General features: G+C 52.3%; 13 protein-coding genes. 6 read left to right on the forward strand and 7 right to left on the reverse strand.

Annotated elements, in window-relative coordinates; all coding sequences use genetic code 11:
- Positions 1 to 2 precede the first annotated feature (2 nt).
- Positions 3 to 941, reverse strand: a complete 939-nt coding sequence (gene fruK / locus BZK41_RS06900; RefSeq protein WP_003834544.1) for a 1-phosphofructokinase — start codon at positions 939 to 941, stop codon at positions 3 to 5.
- Positions 941 to 2,071, reverse strand: a complete 1,131-nt coding sequence (gene fruB / locus BZK41_RS06905; RefSeq protein WP_079937645.1) for a fused PTS fructose transporter subunit IIA/HPr protein — start codon at positions 2,069 to 2,071, stop codon at positions 941 to 943. The genes fruK and fruB overlap by 1 nt, the downstream gene beginning before the upstream one ends.
- Positions 2,072 to 2,439: 368 nt before the next feature.
- Here fruB and setB point away from each other — a divergent pair, with 368 nt between their 5' ends.
- Complete coding sequence (gene setB, locus BZK41_RS06915) at positions 2,440 to 3,621, forward strand: sugar efflux transporter SetB (RefSeq protein WP_079937647.1); 1,182 nt, start codon at positions 2,440 to 2,442, stop codon at positions 3,619 to 3,621.
- Here the strand turns inward: setB and BZK41_RS06920 are convergent.
- Positions 3,618 to 3,872 carry a YkgJ family cysteine cluster protein gene (locus tag BZK41_RS06920; protein WP_016153739.1) on the reverse strand — a complete coding sequence of 85 codons (255 nt, stop codon included), beginning with the start codon at positions 3,870 to 3,872 and terminating at the stop codon, positions 3,618 to 3,620. The two genes, setB and BZK41_RS06920, sit on opposite strands and share 4 nt — an antisense overlap.
- Positions 3,873 to 4,029: 157 nt before the next feature.
- Between BZK41_RS06920 and yeiP the strand changes: the two genes are divergently transcribed.
- Complete coding sequence (gene yeiP, locus BZK41_RS06925) at positions 4,030 to 4,602, forward strand: elongation factor P-like protein YeiP (RefSeq protein WP_079937648.1); 573 nt, start codon at positions 4,030 to 4,032, stop codon at positions 4,600 to 4,602.
- Between the two features lie 715 nt (positions 4,603 to 5,317).
- Here yeiP and torD read toward each other — a convergent pair.
- Genes torD through torC form a run of 3 tightly spaced genes read right to left on the reverse strand, consistent with a single transcriptional unit; the run spans position 5,318 to position 9,581 of the window.
- Positions 5,318 to 5,950: a molecular chaperone TorD gene (torD, locus tag BZK41_RS06940; RefSeq protein WP_079937650.1), complete on the reverse strand. Its 633-nt coding sequence runs from the start codon at positions 5,948 to 5,950 to the stop codon at positions 5,318 to 5,320.
- On the reverse strand, positions 5,940 to 8,438 hold the full coding sequence (gene torA / locus BZK41_RS06945) for a trimethylamine-N-oxide reductase TorA (RefSeq protein WP_079937651.1): 2,499 nt from the start codon (positions 8,436 to 8,438) through the stop codon (positions 5,940 to 5,942). The genes torD and torA overlap by 11 nt, the downstream gene beginning before the upstream one ends.
- Positions 8,439 to 8,447: 9 nt before the next feature.
- On the reverse strand, positions 8,448 to 9,581 hold the full coding sequence (gene torC, locus BZK41_RS06950) for a pentaheme c-type cytochrome TorC (protein ID WP_079937652.1): 1,134 nt from the start codon (positions 9,579 to 9,581) through the stop codon (positions 8,448 to 8,450).
- A 164-nt stretch (positions 9,582 to 9,745) separates the two neighbouring features.
- Between torC and BZK41_RS06955 the strand changes: the two genes are divergently transcribed.
- Positions 9,746 to 11,218, forward strand: a complete 1,473-nt coding sequence (locus BZK41_RS06955) for a PLP-dependent aminotransferase family protein (protein WP_079937653.1) — start codon at positions 9,746 to 9,748, stop codon at positions 11,216 to 11,218.
- Between the two features lie 45 nt (positions 11,219 to 11,263).
- On the opposite strand, the gene uxuA is transcribed toward BZK41_RS06955, so the two are convergent.
- Positions 11,264 to 12,454 (reverse strand): mannonate dehydratase, encoded by a 1,191-nt coding sequence (uxuA, locus tag BZK41_RS06960; RefSeq protein ID WP_079937654.1) that lies wholly within the window; start codon positions 12,452 to 12,454, stop codon positions 11,264 to 11,266.
- 202 nt (positions 12,455 to 12,656) lie between these two features.
- Between uxuA and BZK41_RS06965 the strand changes: the two genes are divergently transcribed.
- The 3 genes from BZK41_RS06965 to BZK41_RS06975 all read left to right on the forward strand — a co-directional run bounded on the left by BZK41_RS06965 (position 12,657) and on the right by BZK41_RS06975 (position 15,977).
- A complete protein-coding gene (locus tag BZK41_RS06965; RefSeq protein ID WP_079937655.1) occupies positions 12,657 to 14,123 on the forward strand; it encodes a fructuronate reductase in 1,467 nt (488 codons plus the stop codon).
- A 119-nt stretch (positions 14,124 to 14,242) separates the two neighbouring features.
- On the forward strand, positions 14,243 to 15,229 hold the full coding sequence (locus BZK41_RS06970) for a GTP-binding protein (protein WP_079937656.1): 987 nt from the start codon (positions 14,243 to 14,245) through the stop codon (positions 15,227 to 15,229).
- 34 nt (positions 15,230 to 15,263) lie between these two features.
- Positions 15,264 to 15,977 carry a phosphatase PAP2 family protein gene (locus BZK41_RS06975; RefSeq protein WP_079937657.1) on the forward strand — a complete coding sequence of 238 codons (714 nt, stop codon included), beginning with the start codon at positions 15,264 to 15,266 and terminating at the stop codon, positions 15,975 to 15,977.
- Positions 15,978 to 16,111: the final 134 nt, after the last annotated feature.

Raw genomic sequence — 16,111 nt, forward strand, 5'->3', positions numbered from 1 at the left:
TGTCAGTTAAACGGTTTTAAGTCGACACGCGCCATCATTGCGGCCAACTGAGGACGATCGGTAATGCCTACATTACTTTGGCTTACCGCCAGGGCGGCAACAGCCGTCGCCAGACGCAGGGTATGTTCGCTGGACTCACGCATCAGCAGGCCGTAAATCAGACCGCCAACCATTGAATCACCCGCGCCGACGGTGCTGACCACCTCAACTGACGGCGGTTTAGCAATCCACTCACCTGAGGCGTTAACCCACAGCGCACCTTCCGCGCCGAGTGAAATCACCACGTGAGCGATCCCCTGTTCACGCAGCGCATGCGCCGCTTCAATCACATCTTTCATTTCCGGCAGCTTACGACCGGCCCAGATTTCCAGTTCGCGACGGTTTGGCTTCACCAGCCATGGTGCCGCTTTCAGACCTGCTACCAACGCTTCACGACTACTATCAAAGATAATGCAAGGACACTGACTACGCAGGCGCGTCATCCAGTCGGTGAAGGCCTCCGGGCTCACACCGGTTGGCAAACTGCCGCTGACGCACACCATGTCGAACTGGCCCAGCCAGCTCAGCGAGTCATTCACAAAGCGTTCCCAGTCAGCCGGGGTGACTTCAAAGCCGGAAAAGTTGAAGTCAGATACTTCACCGTCTTTTTCGGTCAGCTTGACGTTAATACGGGTACGGCCCTGCACGACCTGAAAACGGTTGGCAATGCCCAGCTCGCTGAACAACTGCTGAAAACCATCCTGGTTGTCTTTACCCAGGAAGCCGCCCACAGTGACATCAATACCTAAATCCTTCAAAACCTTAGCGACGTTGATCCCTTTCCCTGCCGCATGCAGACCGGTGGTTTTAACCAGGTTCACTTCACCGCGTTCAATTTCCGGGCAGAAACCCACCAGGTCGTAGGCCGGGTTAAGGGTGATAGTAGCAACACGTCTGCTCATTACGCGCCCTCCCCAAGACCTGCCGCGATGGCTTCGCCAATCGCCTTCAGCGCCTGTTCAGCATCTTCGCCCTGTGCAGTAAAGCGCAGGTGATGTCCTTTCTTCACGCCCAATGCCACAACTTTCATCAGACTGCGTCCATTCGCCGGCTTGCCGGTTCCATCAAGATTTGTCACGGTAATTTCACTGTTAAATTGTTTAATCGTATTCACCAGCATAGTGCCCGGGCGGGCATGTAAACCATGCTCATTGCGCACAATAAATTCGGCGCTCAGTACATCATCAGTTAAGGCGTCATCGCTGGTCAGCAGCGCCAACACCGTTGCCGCATCGGCTTTCAACAAACGGTCAGCTTTATTATTCAGCAGCAGATCGCCAAGGCGCTTCAGCACCGCAACCGGTTGATCGTCATTCATGGCGACGGTCACCAGCAGGGCTGCAGCTTCACCTTCTACATCGAAAGCTGTAGCTGCACGACTGACCGCAACGGCGCTACGCACGTTGCCTTCAGCACAGTCATTCAACCAGATCCCCTGACCGAGATTCATCGGCTGCTCATTGATTGCTCTGGCCACAAAGGTGGCGTCAACCGCACCGACTTCTTTCAGCCGTGCCGCGTTGAGTGCCTGCAGCGTCACCAGCGAGTTGGCCACGACATTCAGCGACAGCGTTTCGTTATCAAGCTTCAGCTGTTCACTTTGCTTTTCGCCCATCAGCAGCGCACGCAGTTCTTCCGCCGTGGTCGCAGATTTCAGCTGTTCAGCGACGGAGTCATCGCTCAGCACGTGTGTCAGCTGACGCAGTAAACCGAGGTGTTCATCAGAGCTTGCGGCGATGCCGATTGCCACATAAGCAACCTGCCCTTCGCCCCAGGTCACGCCCTGCGGAAACTGAAATACCTGCACACCGGTTTTCAGCACCTGATCGCGCGTGTCCGTCGTACCGTGAGGAATCGCAATACCGTTGCCGAGGAACGTGGACGTCTGTTGTTCGCGCGCCAGCATGCCATCGACGTAGCCTTCCGCGACGTTACCCGCCTGCACTAAGGCAGCGGCAACCTGGCGAATAGCCTCTTCTTTATTCCCGGCCTGTTCGCCCGGGTGAATATCCTGAACAGATAACTGGAACATGATTCTCCTCTCCCGCTGAATTGAAACGATTCAGCCAACATGAGAAAAAAGGCGTCACCCGACTCTATCAGTTATGGCAAGATGACGCTGAAACGTTTCAAGGAGTCTTGCTCTTTTTTCTTCAGCACACAAGTAAAGTTGACAAATTACTTGCTGAATTTAGAGATAACGCACATTTTCTCTGCGGATGAGAAAAAAATGCTGACGCAAAAACGCCGTCAGCTTGTCAGATTCAGCAACGTCAGCAAACAGCATTCTTTGACTGAAATGCTATTTTGATTTTTGATGCCGATTTTGATTTGGCTCCCTGTTTATTTTCTGACAAGCGGCGTAAACTCCGCGTCTCTTCACATCATTGATATCAAAACATGCATAACACCCCCGTAGCCGCCACACCCAAGGCGTTTGATTTAACGTCTTCGGCGTTCCTGCTTGTCGCATTTCTGACGGGTATCGCCGGTGCGTTGCAGACGCCAACGCTCAGCCTTTTTCTGACGGATGAAGTCCACGCCCGTCCCGGCATGGTCGGGTTCTTTTTTACCGGTAGTGCTGTGATCGGTATTCTGGTAAGTCAGTTTCTGGCCGGACGTTCAGATAGAAAAGGCGATCGCAAAAACCTGATTGTGTTTTGCTGCGTACTGGGGATGCTGGCCTGCGTGCTGTTCGCCTGGAACCGTAACTATTTTATCTTGCTGTTTGTTGGGGTATTCCTCAGCAGCTTTGGATCGACCGCCAACCCGCAAATGTTTGCTCTCGCCCGTGAACACGCCGACCGCACAGGTCGGGAAGCCGTCATGTTCAGCTCAATATTACGTGCACAGGTTTCGCTGGCCTGGGTAATTGGCCCGCCGCTGGCCTACGCGCTGGCCATGGGATTCAGCTTTACGGTGATGTATCTCAGCGCGGCGGTGGCGTTTGTTGTCTGCGGCATAATGGTCTGGCTGTTTTTACCTTCGATGAGTAAAAACGTGCCTCTCGCGACGGGCGCAGTTGAGGCCCCGCGCCGCAATCGACGCGACACGTTGCTGCTGTTTGTTATCTGCACATTAATGTGGGGAACGAATAGTCTCTATATCATTAATATGCCGCTGTTTATCATCAACGAACTGCATCTGCCGGAAAAACTGGCTGGCATCATGATGGGCACCGCAGCCGGACTGGAAATCCCAACCATGCTGATTGCTGGCTATTTTGCAAAGCGTCTGGGCAAACGTCTGTTGATGAGAATTGCCGTCGTCGCCGGATTCTTCTTTTATGCCGGTATGCTGCTGGCCCACTCTCCGGCGATATTGCTTGGCTTACAGCTGCTGAACGCGATTTATATCGGTATTCTCGGCGGGATTGGCATGCTCTATTTCCAGGATTTGATGCCGGGACAGGCGGGTTCAGCCACCACCCTTTATACGAATACCATTCGCGTGGGCTGGATAATTGCCGGATCGCTGGCGGGGATTGCCGCTGAAATCTGGAACTATCATGCGGTGTTCTGGTTTGCGCTGGTGATGATCGTCGCCACCGTCGTGTGCCTGGCGCGCATCAAGGACGTTTAAGGCGCGGTCAGCGCTTCAAGCTCGATGAGATAAACCATGGCCTGGTGCGTCGTCTGCCCGCACATTTCCGCACTGGGCTGTAAACCGGCGCACACTTTTGGCCGCAGCGGTGAAGCAAAAATTTTACAGCGCAGGGATTCATCCAGCTGAACGCAGGGCGTATTAGCGGGCTTGCCATCAGGCATACCGGGGATGGGGCTGGAGATTGAAGGCGCGGTGCAGCATGCACCACAATCCGGACGGCATTCCATACTGTACTCTCTTTATCGTAAACCATCGGATTGTGCGGGAAGGGCACAGTACCACCTTTTTTGCACCAGCAAAAGCATGAATTCCGCTTGCCTGAATGCCCCGGCGCGAGTAGTTTTACGCGATATTTTAGACACTCCTCACTACAGGATTTTTTCGATGCCAAGAGCGAACGAAATTAAAAAAGGTATGGTACTTAACTACAACGGCAAGCTGCTGATTGTAAAAGATATCGATATTCAATCACCGTCCGCACGTGGTGCAGCTACGCTGTACAAAATGCGTTTTTCCGATGTTCGTACCGGTCTGAAAGTTGAAGAGCGCTTCAAAGGCGACGATATCGTGGATACGATCACCCTGAGCCGCCGCTGGGTTGATTTCTCCTACGTCGATGGCAACGAATATGTCTTTATGGATAAAGAAGACTATACCCCGTATACCTTCACCAAAGACCAGATTGAAGAAGAGTTGCTGTTCATCCCGGAAGGCGGTATGCCGGATATGCAGGTACTGACCTGGGACGGCCAACTGCTGGCGCTTGAACTGCCGCAGACCGTAGACCTGGAAATCGTTGAAACCTCACCGGGTATTAAAGGTGCTTCAGCGAGTGCGCGCAACAAGCCAGCAACCCTGAGCACCGGTCTGGTGATCCAGGTTCCTGAGTATCTGAGTGCGGGTGAAAAAATCCGTATTCATATCGAAGAACGTCGCTATATGGGCCGTGCAGATTAATCTCCTGTCGTTACAGGTGAACCAAAGATAATGACATGTTGTCTCTGGCAAAATGTTCCGTTCACTTTAGTGATATCACTTATCTGAAACAATACTGCCTGTGAACGTGTTAAGGGTACTATCGCCGTACCCTTAACAATCCCGGCTCCCGGCGGGAAAATTGCCACTTCGTGGTCCCCTCCGCTTATTTCTTCAGGCTATCGGGCCGGGCGCGAGGTAGCATCCCTGCAAAGCGCGCCCTGAGCCAGCATCCATGCTGGCTCTCCCGGCCTTACGAAAACACGTCGGCAATTTTCAGCCGGACCAGCCCACACCTGACCATCTGCGTATTTTGTTTAAACAGCAAAAAAGATTTAACTGGAAGTCAGAGCGTTAAAGCGATGACACCGGTCCGGCTGAAAATCGATGAGGCGTTGACGGCTGACCGGGTCTGTCCGCAGGGATGCGGACAGAGGGGACGGCCTGCATGGATGCAGGCTCGGCCCCGACCCGACAGGCAGACGACATAAGACGAATAACTCGCATCGCGACGATTTTCCCGCCGGGAGCCTGGGATGCAAGGGAGACGGCGGTGAGTCTCCCTTGCACGTTCACGGGTATCTGCGCTTCCAGAGAAATGACTCGCTGAGGTGAACGGAATCCTATGCCGCAATAGAATATTCTCCATAATACTTTACTGACTGGCATTACAGCACCAGCTGTCCCTTTGTCATATTCAGCGCTGGCTGCTGAGATAAAAATCATCCATCAGCAACGATTCCAGATACTGTTCATCCTCCTGCATAAAACGCACTATCAGATTAACCGCCTGAGGATAAAAACCTTCGTTATCCCGCACCAGACAAGCGTCGCGAAATAACGGCGCCCAGCACAGAATATGATGATGCAAAAAGTAATATTGCGCGGAGAATTTCTCCTCTTTAGCAACCATCCTCGCCATTAATGCCAGCTGCACGGCAATGTGATCGGAGGGTTCATTATCCCGTGCCGCCAGCCCTTGCTCAACCAGCAACACATTCATTTGCCGACGTTCTTCTGCCGCTGTCGTGTGTGGATAGTGCCCTGCATAGGGAGAAACACTAGCCGGCGGGGCCAGCAGAAACAGCGAGGCAAAATCTGCTGCCAGCTCCAGCTGTCGGGAGTCGCACCGCAGAACCCGGCCCAGGCTACGCTCAAAACGTTTAACCTCGCCAGACACTCCAGGAACCGCCGCCAGTGAGGCAATCCAAGCCCGGCTATCGCCGTTTTCCAGACTGGCGAGCTGTTTTTCATCCAGCTCACGAAATAACAGTTGCGAAAACCACTGGTAGACAGTTGCCCGCTGCTGATGAATTTGATTATGCTGCACTGGTCCCCTCCTCTTTCACAATCTGTGGACCACCGAATGCCGTCACCTGCGGGGCTTTCTGCTGATAACGCTCGACCTCCACCAGCACGGTATGCGCTGAAGGCCCCTGGGCCAGCTGTGAAGTACCGATATCCGCGCTCAGTACGTTCGGATCGCCATAGGTGCATAATGTCCCGGCTTTCCCCCCTTCCTGCGGGGAGTACCATGCGCCTTCATGAATACGAATCACGCCAGGGGAAAAATCCGGACTGACAACCACGCCAGCCAGTACCTGGCCACGAGCGTTAAAGACGCGGGCGATATCACCGGCTTTTAAGCCACGGGCGGTAGCATCCTGTTCACTGATATAAAGCGGTTCTCTTCCGGCAACTGCATAGGTGTTGCGAAACGCCTCGCTCGAGCACAACTGGGAATGCAGACGTTTATCCGGGTGGCAGGATTGCAGATGCAACGGGTATTTATCTTTTTTGCCGCTATGGGTACGCTCAAAGGGTTCCATCCACACCGGATGCCCCGGACAATCCTCATAGGCAAATCCCGCGATGGTTTTGCTGTAGATTTCAATCAGACCTGACGGCGTTCCCAGCGGATTCAGGTCTGGCTGGTCGCGAAACTCGCCGTGACGTACCCACGGCTGGCCCGGCGGATATTCAATATATCCGTCACCCTGCCAGAACGTTGTGAAATCCGGTAATGAGACACCGAGCGATGCCCCCATCTTCACGCCTTCGTCATAAAGCGCCTGTATCCACTGCATTTCATCACGGTTTTCACGGTATACCGCTTCCTTGTCAAAGCGCTTACACAGCCCGGCAAACACATCAAAATCATGTCGCGCTTCATATTGCGGTTTGACAATCTGATGCAACGCCATTAGCCCTTTATTTGAATGCGTACCGAACTGCTCAATATCGTTACGTTCAAAGCGGGTGGTAACGGGCAGGACGATATCGGCAAATCGGCACGACGCGGTCCATTGGTGATCCAACACCACCACGGTTTCCAGCTTCTTCCACGCGTCGATCATGCGGTTCCTGTCCTGCTGCGCATGAAATGGATTCGCCGCGCTGTAGATCGCCATTTTGATGTCAGGCCAGGTTAACGTCTCGCCGTTAAAGGCAACCTTTTTGCCTGGCTCAAGCAGGCAATCAACGATACGCGAAGTGGGGATATGCTCCGATGCGCCGCGAAAATCCGCGTTGTACTTCGCCTGCGGGGGATTAGTGATCCCCCCCAGTCCAGAGAGCACAGGCCCGGCGGATGTTACCGTACCACCGCCGTTGTAGTGCCAGCCAAATCCTACCCCGCCGCCGGGCAAACCAATTTGACCGACCATGCTGGCCAGTACCACCAGCATCCACGGATACTGCTCACCATGGTGCATGCGTTGTACGCACCAACCGCCCATAAACTGTGTCCGACCGTTCACCAACAGGCGGGCGAAGTCTCGGATCTGCTCTGCCGTCAACCCGCAGATTTCTGCCGCCCATTCGGCATTTTTCGGCTGTTTATCGCTCTCGCCCAGCAGGTACGGTAAAAACTGTTCAAAGCCGACGGTGTAATCGGTAATAAACGCCGTGTCGTACAGTTTTTCTTCGTACAGGGTATGCGCCAGCGCCAGCATTAACGCGACATCGGTTTGTGGCCGCAACGCCAACTGCTCGCAGCCGAGATAGTTTTGCGATTTGCTACGCACTGGATCAACGCTGATAACGCGCATCTTACCCTGCGCTACCGCCTCTTTAATCTGCTGCCAGTAGCCAAATGCATCGTGATCGGGAACCAAAAACTCGATCTGCAAGTTCTTGATCGGATCACAGCCCCACAGCACGATGGTATTGCTGTTTTGAATCACCAGCGGGAGCGACGTCTGCTGCTCATAAACTTCCAGCGAACCAATCACATGCGGTAAAATGACCTGGGCCGCTGCCGCAGAGTAGTCGCCGACGGTTGTCACATAGCTACCATGCAGGCCAAGCCCCCGGTCCATCGCCCCGCCCGCTTTATGGTATTTGCCCACCATCTGCCAGTCGGCAAGCCCGGTAAATACGCCTGATGAGCCATAGGTTTTTTGCACCCGCTCCAGCTCTTCGTAAAACAAATCCAGCGCCTGATCCCAACTGACCCGTACAAAACGGTTATCTCCGCGCTGGCTGCGATCCGACTTCTCACGCTTACGTAGCCAGTCCAGACGCACCATTGGGTAGCGCACCCGCGACGGGTTGTAGACCACTTCACGCACCGCGTTCAGCATATCGCAGGGGTATTTGTCATGTTTGAACGGACGGGTTTCGGTCCACTCACCGTTGACCACTTTGGCTTCAAAAGCGCCATAGTGCGAACCAGATTGAATCCACTGTTCGGGATTTTCCCCCGCCGCCCACACTTTTGATATCAGCGGATTAGGTGCCAGTGCGCTGACAGCCCCTACCGCCAGCATTCCGCTGAGAAAACGGCGGCGGGACGGATTAAAGTCATGAATATCCATACATTATCCTTACTTTTTGTTGGTTTCAGACACATCGCTGGCGTGGGTCTGGAGGTATTTCAACAACGTACGTTCCTCCACCGGATTAAGCCGGTAATAGGTCGACATGGCTTTCAATCCGGCGATCCAGCCATTAGCGGTATATCGGGTCGTAGGAGGAGTGCTATGACAGGCGCTACAGGTGGATTGCAGCATTTGATCTGAGTACTCCCAGATTGGCGCAAGCGTGTTGATAAAGTCCTGATCGGTGGTCCAGGCGGTGACGCTCACCTGCTGCCATTCCTGATGTGAGTCAGGATCGACCTGGGTTTGTAGCACTTTTACGTTCGCCATCAGGGGCTCATCGAGAACGGCGGAGAAAACGCGTTTCCCCATATACTGGGTGATCACCCGTCCGCGTCCTTTGCTTTCACGCCAGCCCGTGATTTCGAGCTGCACGTTACTGCCTTCTTTTTTCAGCACCTTGACCTCAGTGGCGGGAAATAACAGTGCTTTGCCTGCGGGACTTCCTTCCGTTGCCGTCAGCGGTTTTTCACTTAATGAGAACAGCGTGGTCGCATCCGTTGGCGTATCTCCCTGACGCTGTAGTTGCTTATAGCGATCGCGAAAACCGCTGCTCATATCGGGTTTGTGATGGGCAATTCCTTTGTGACAATCGATACAGTTACTCTCTTTTGCTGCCGCTGCAGTCATTTGCGCCGCCGCATTTGCAGATTGCTTGCCATGATCCATTGCCTCATAGCTATGGCAGGATTTACACGCCGCTGAATTATTCGCGCTCATGCGCGCCCACTCCCGCTGGGCCAGCTCCGGGCGTTTGGCAGCAAACTTTTCAGGAGTATCGATAGAAGGAAAAATAAAGGTGTGATAGAGGTCGTTTAAGGCTTCAGTTTTACGAATAAGCGTTGGAACAACGCCCGGTGGAATATGACAATCCTTACACTCGGCCCGCACGCCAGATGCGTTGCGAAAATGCACGCTGGTTTTATATTCCTCTCCAGCCGTGCGCATCGAGTGACACGATAAACAAAATTCTGTGGTACTAGTGTAATGAACGCCTTGCCACGTTCCCCAAATAGCCAGGGCCATTGCCACCGCCCCAGCCAATACGCACCACAATGCGTTCTTTCTTATCCACGACATGCTTGCCTCCATTTTTTAATAGCGACACGCTAAGGGATAATAAAAATCAAAAATAGAGACAGCGATGGTAAGCTATAGGAACAGCCGCTACTCCATGAGGTGTATCAAATAGTAAAAATGAGAGATTCGTAATATAGTAGCTATATATTAATAAGGAATTCCTCATGCTTAAATTAACGCTCAATAGAGAACTCCGCACTCCGCTGCAATTGCAAATTTTTCAATTTTATTTCCAGGCTATTCAGCGGGGGGATTTGCTTTGTGGCGATAAGCTTCCCTCTATTCGCGAGCAGGCTCAGGTCTTGAACGTTGCCAAAATAACGGTGGTGATGGCCTATGATAAGCTTATGGCGGCTGGGTTAATCAAGAGCCGACACGGCATTGGCTATGAAGTGATATTCACCACGCCTGTACGTATAACCCCAGCTCATGTGCCCGTTACCCAAGGTTCTCCCCCGACAAAACCTAAAGCTGCCGGGGTCTCTACCGATGTTTACGCCGAGCCTGGACGAGAGTGCTACTGCCGGATGGGCGTCCCCGATCCCAACGCTTTTCCCTGGTCAAGCTGGCGGAAATGGAATAATGCTCCAAGCATACTTAAAGAACAATTATTTACCCGATATCATTCACCAAATGGATTATTTTCATTGCGTGAGCAATTGGTCAGATACCTTAATTTATCCCGCGGAATTAATACCCGAGCAGAGAACATCATCATTACCAACGGGATTCAGGAAGGATTATCACTGCTCAGCCAAATATTTATTATTCATCATGCTGTCAGTCAGCAAAAAAAGTGCCAGATTGTGACCGAATCCCCTTGTTATTCTGGCGCATGGCATCTTTTCAATTATTACGGTGCAGACATTACGCCAATCGCCGTAGATAACCACGGGCTGCAAACAGATAATTTACCCGAGTATGAAACCCAGCTTTGTTATGTTACTCCAGCTCATCAGTATCCGATGGGAAGTGTACTTTCGCTGGAGCGCCGTCAGTCATTATTAACGTGGGCGCAACGCGTCGGCGCTTACATCATTGAAGACGATTACGATGCCGTTTTTACCTATGGGGAAAATCCCCTTCCCGCGCTGAAAGCCATGGATTATCACAACCGGGTTATCTACATGGGGACATTTTCTAAAACGCTGGGGCCAGGCGCACGGCTTGGCTATCTTATTTGCCCTGATGAACTGCTTCCGGCGGTACAGAATATGAAAGCGCTCAATAACAACGGCAGTCAGTGGTTGTTGCAGCAATTTTTAGCCGAACTGATGCAAAATCAGGTGTTTTATACGCATATCAGCAAGCTGGCCTGCAGCTATGCGACGCGCCTCGCCCTGTTACGCGATGGCCTTTCCACTCTGTTTCCCGAAGGGAAAATCGCTGGCGCAACGGCAGGTCTGCACCTCTCGTTACGCATTGCCAGACATACCGAATTCATCGCCAGGCTACAACAAAGCTGCCTGTTGGCCGGGATCCGTTTCGACACTCTGCCGGATATAGAAAATGGATCAGAAGCCGCATGGCGCAAAGAGAACAGCGATGCTGTTATGTTTTTTGGATTTGGTGGATTGCAGATACAGCAGATCAATAAAGTGCTGACAGTGCTGGAGCAGGCGATCGCGCAGCCTTGATGAATAACAGGGATCGCGCCTGTAGCGCAATCCCTGTTGTTAGACTTACAGCAGGTCGCGGAATTGCGTTTGTTTCAGCGCCAGCTCAACGCCGCGGACTTCTGCCAGGCCTTTCAGGCGACCAATCGCAGAATAGCCGGGGTTGGTTTTCTTATGCAGATCGTCAAGCATCTGGTGTCCATGGTCCGGACGCATCGGGATAGGACGCAGGTCGCCCGCCTTTTCACGCCGCTGCTCTTCGCTCAAAATGGCAGCCACCACCGATACCATGTCCACATCGCCCTGCAGGTGCGCACCTTCGTGGAAGGTTTTCGGGTTATCTTCACGACAGGTCGAGCGCAGGTGCGTGAAGTGGATACGATCGCCAAAGGTTTCGATCATTTTCACCAGATCGTTATCAGCGCGTACGCCGTAAGAACCGGTGCACATGGTGAAACCGTTATTAATGCTATCGACCGTTTCTTTCAGCCACTGCATATCTTCAATAGTCGAAACGATACGCGGCAGGCCGAGGATCGGGCGCGGCGGATCGTCAGGATGCACGGCCAGACGCACGCCGACTTCTTCTGCCACTGGCACAATCGCCCTCAGGAATACCGCCATATTATCGCGCAGATCGTCCTTGCTGATGCCGTCATATTCAGCGAGACGCGCACGGAACTGATCCAGCGTATAGCCCTCTTCTGCACCAGGCAGGCCAGCAATGATATTGCGGGTCAGCTTTTCAATTTCTGCATCACTCATGGCATTGAAGTAGTCTAGCGCCTGGCGTTGTTCTTCGGCGGTATAATCCGCTTCAGCTCCCGGGCGTTGCAGAATGTGAAGTTCGAAGGCCGCAAAAGCAATCTGGTCAAAACGCAGCGCTTTGGAACCATCCGGCAACTGATATTCGAGGTCAGTACGCGTCCAGTCAAGGATCGGCATGAAGTTATAGCACACCGTATCGATACCACAGGTCGCCAGATTACGGATACTCTGCTGATAATTAGCAATCCACGTTTGGTATTGACCAGAACGCGTTTTGATATCTTCGTGGACGGGGATACTTTCCACCACCGACCAGGTCAGCCCTTTTTCAGCCAGAATGGCCTGACGCTGTTGAATCTCTTCTACCGGCCACACTTCACCGTTAGGAATATGGTGCAAGGCAGTCACAACACCCGTTGCGCCAGCCTGACGCACATCATCAAGCGATACCGGATCGTTAGGTCCGTACCAACGCCAGGTTTGTTCCATTGTTTCACCTCACAAGTTGTTATACCAAATTAAATCATCTTAATGACGACTACCATACAGGCATCCGTCAACTGATCAACACATTGCCGATGATTGGTTGATCAAGCTCACATTCCCCGGATAAATGAGGCACACCAATTCAATTTGTTGTCATATAACTTTATACTGCCATTGTTAATTTATGGTTAATCAGGTGTATTAAATGAAAACTATTGCCTCAGCGCCGCTTGCGGAAAATGTCATGATGCCGCAGTACGACCGCCAACACTTAAAAACGCGGATTGTGCATTTTGGCTTCGGTGCTTTTCACCGCGCCCACCAGGCATTATTAACCGACAGGGTGCTGAATGCGCAGGGTGGAGACTGGGGTATTTGTGAGATCAGTCTGTTCAGTGGCGATCGACTGATGAGCCAACTACGTGAACAGGATCATTTATTTACCGTGCTGGAAAAAGGGGCTAACGGCAACCAACCGATTGTTATCGGCGCCGTCAACGAATGTCTCAACGCCACGCTGGATTCGCTGGCGGCCATTATTGAAAAATTCTGCGAGCCTCAGGTGGCTATTGTCTCGCTAACTATTACAGAAAAAGGCTACTGCATCGATCCGGCGACAGGCTCGTTAGACCTCAGTAATCCACGTATTGCTCACGATCTGCAAACACCGACTGAACCGCACTCTGCCCCCGGAATTATTGTTGAAGCGCTACACCGCCGACGTGAACGCGGGCTACAGCCGTTTACCGTCCTCTCTTGCGATAACATCCCGGACAATGGTCATGTGGTAAAAAACGCCGTACTGGGAATGGCAGAAAAACGCTCACCGGAGCTGGCGCATTGGATCCAGGAGCATGTCAGCTTCCCGGGTACCATGGTAGACAGGATTGTTCCTGCCGCCACCAAAGAGTCACTGGCCGAAATTGCCCGCGAGCTGGGCGTTGCCGACCCCTGCGCAATCAGCTGCGAACCGTTTATCCAGTGGGTGATTGAGGATAATTTTGTGTGTGGCCGCCCACAATGGGAAACGGCGGGCGTCCAGATGGTCGAAAATGTGTTGCCGTGGGAACAAATGAAACTGCGGATGCTGAACGGCAGTCATTCATTTCTTGCTTATCTCGGTTATCTGGCCGGGTTCCAGCACATCAGCGACTGTATGCAGGACAGCGCATTTCGTGAAGCCGCTTACCGCCTGATGCTTAACGAACAGGCACCTACGCTGCAGATTACCGATGTTGATTTAGACCAGTATGCCCTAAGCCTGTTGGAGCGTTTTGCCAACCCAGCGTTGAAACATAAAACCTGGCAAATCGCGATGGACGGTAGCCAAAAATTACCTCAGCGCATGTTGGAAGGGATCCGCGTACATTTAGCCCGCCAAAGTGAGTGGCCACTGCTGGCGCTCGGTGTTGCAGGCTGGATGCGTTATGTGAGCGGCGTGGATGATTCAGGCGCCGTTATTGATGTTCGTGACCCGTTGAGTGAAAAAATTGCCGCTCTGGTTAAACAGAGCACAGAGTCAGAACGCGTCAACGCCCTGCTTTCGCTGCGCGAGATTTTCGCCACCGATCTCGTACAGAATACGCAGTTTGTCGCGGCCATTCAGCAGGCCTGGCAACGTATTGCCAAATACGGTGCGCATCAGGCTGTCATTGAGACGTTAAAAAGTTAACGATTTCTGCCATTAAACAGGACGAAGCGCGTCTTCGTCCTCTCACCCCTTCTCTTTTTCCCCGTTTTTCGCCAGGATTGTTAAATGCCATTACGGTAATTTATGATTCTGGAGTAAATGTGACTAAAACCAATCTCATCACCGGTTTTCTCGGCAGTGGCAAAACCACCTCTATTCTTCATTTATTGGCAAACAAAGATCCTGCTGAGAAGTGGGCCGTGCTGGTTAATGAGTTTGGCGAAGTTGGCATTGATGGCGCGTTGCTGGCCGACAGCGGTGCGCTGCTAAAAGAGATTCCCGGCGGCTGTATGTGCTGTGTTAACGGTCTGCCAATGCAGGTTGGCCTCAATACGCTGCTACGTCAGGGAAAACCCGACCGCCTGCTGATTGAACCCACCGGCCTCGGACATCCCAAACAGATTCTGGATTTACTCACCGCACCGGTTTATGAGCCGTGGATCGATCTGCACGCAACCCTCTGTATCCTTGACCCTCGCCTGTTACTGGATGAAAAAAGCATCGCCAATGACAATTTCCGCGATCAGCTGGCCGCCGCTGACATCATTGTTGCCAACAAAACCGACCGTGCCACGACGGAAAGCGAAAACGCCCTGCAAAGCTGGTGGCAACACTACGGCGGTAATCGCCAGTTAGTTCATGCCGACCATGGGCAAATCGACGGGCAGCTACTGGATTTGCCCCGACTAAACCTGGCTGAGCTTCCTGCAAGCGCGGAGCACGCCCATAGCCATGCCGACAAAAAGGGGCTGGCAGCGTTGAGCTTACCCGCACAGCAGCGCTGGCGTCGTAGCCTGAACAGCGGCCAGGGCCATCAGGCCTGCGGTTGGATTTTTGACGCCGATACGGTGTTCGATACCATCGGTCTGCTGGAATGGTCGCGTCTTGCTCCTGTTGGACGCGTGAAGGGGGTAATGCGTATTAAAGAAGGACTGGTACGCATTAACCGCCAGGGAGATGACTGGCATATAGAGACACAAAACGTCGCGCCACCAGATAGTCGTATTGAACTCATCGCCGATACCGAGACCGACTGGAATGCGTTACAGAGCGCGTTGTTGAGACTTCGTTTAGACGCTAGCGCGTAAGGTTACCTTCGTTTTTTAGCAATGGTAAACGACGATGAAAACCCGATACCCTTTGATCCTCCTGCTTAATATTGCGGGCCTGGCACTGTTTCTGTCCTGGTATATTCCAGCCGGGCATGGGTTCTGGTCTTCACTGGATACGGGCGTTTTCCGCTTCTTTAATCATAAACTGGTGGAAAGCCCGCTGTTCTTATGGGTTGTTGCTATTACCAATAATCGGGCATTTGATGGCTGCTCATTGCTGGCAATGGGCGCATTGATGCTGCACTTTTGGTTCAAAGAGACGTCGGAAGGTCGCCGACGCATTGTGGCTATCGGTTTGGTTATGCTGCTCACCGCAGTGGTATTAAATCAGCTGGGTCAGGCGCTTATTCCCGTTAAACGCGCCAGTCCGACCCTGTTGCTGGATAATATTTATCGCGTCAGCGAACTGCTGCATATTCCGACCAAAGATGCGTCGAAAGACAGTTTTCCTGGCGATCACGGCATGATGTTGCTTATTTTTTCCGCATTTATGCTGCGTTATTTCGGAAAAGTCGCAGGATTAATCTGCCTTATTATCGCTGTGGTTTTTGCCTTCCCACGCGTAATGATTGGCGCCCACTGGCTCACCGATATCGTGGTTGGTTCCATGACGGTGGTCTTGATTGGCCTTCCCTGGTGGCTAATGACGCCATTAAGCGACCGATTAGTCACTCTGTTCGTGAATTATCTACCCGGTAAAAACAAACATTTTCTAAACAAATAACGCAGAGTAATTAACATCATCAGGGATACTTCTGATTCCCTGATGATGCCTGGCAATATTTCATCATTCTGATTGTCATTTTCCTGTCATCTTATTCATGTTTAAAATGAGTGAGTTGCGTATTTTTCACCCTG

Source organism: Citrobacter sp. A316 (assembly GCF_002042945.1).
In the GTDB taxonomy this organism is placed as follows: domain Bacteria; phylum Pseudomonadota; class Gammaproteobacteria; order Enterobacterales; family Enterobacteriaceae; genus Citrobacter; species Citrobacter portucalensis.

What these genes read in the sequence shown, in the direction of transcription:
- fruK (WP_003834544.1), bottom strand. Translation starts at nt 941, where the DNA reads ATGAGCAGACGTGTTGCTACTATCACCCTTAACCCGGCCTACGACCTG.
- fruB (WP_079937645.1), bottom strand. Translation starts at nt 2,071, where the DNA reads ATGTTCCAGTTATCTGTTCAGGATATTCACCCGGGCGAACAGGCCGGG.
- setB (WP_079937647.1), top strand. Translation starts at nt 2,440, where the DNA reads ATGCATAACACCCCCGTAGCCGCCACACCCAAGGCGTTTGATTTAACG.
- BZK41_RS06920 (WP_016153739.1), bottom strand. Translation starts at nt 3,872, where the DNA reads ATGGAATGCCGTCCGGATTGTGGTGCATGCTGCACCGCGCCTTCAATC.
- yeiP (WP_079937648.1), top strand. Translation starts at nt 4,030, where the DNA reads ATGCCAAGAGCGAACGAAATTAAAAAAGGTATGGTACTTAACTACAAC.
- torA (WP_079937651.1), bottom strand. Translation starts at nt 8,438, where the DNA reads ATGGATATTCATGACTTTAATCCGTCCCGCCGCCGTTTTCTCAGCGGA.
- torC (WP_079937652.1), bottom strand. Translation starts at nt 9,581, where the DNA reads ATGTCGTGGATAAGAAAGAACGCATTGTGGTGCGTATTGGCTGGGGCG.
- BZK41_RS06955 (WP_079937653.1), top strand. Translation starts at nt 9,746, where the DNA reads ATGCTTAAATTAACGCTCAATAGAGAACTCCGCACTCCGCTGCAATTG.
- uxuA (WP_079937654.1), bottom strand. Translation starts at nt 12,454, where the DNA reads ATGGAACAAACCTGGCGTTGGTACGGACCTAACGATCCGGTATCGCTT.
- BZK41_RS06965 (WP_079937655.1), top strand. Translation starts at nt 12,657, where the DNA reads ATGAAAACTATTGCCTCAGCGCCGCTTGCGGAAAATGTCATGATGCCG.
- BZK41_RS06975 (WP_079937657.1), top strand. Translation starts at nt 15,264, where the DNA reads ATGAAAACCCGATACCCTTTGATCCTCCTGCTTAATATTGCGGGCCTG.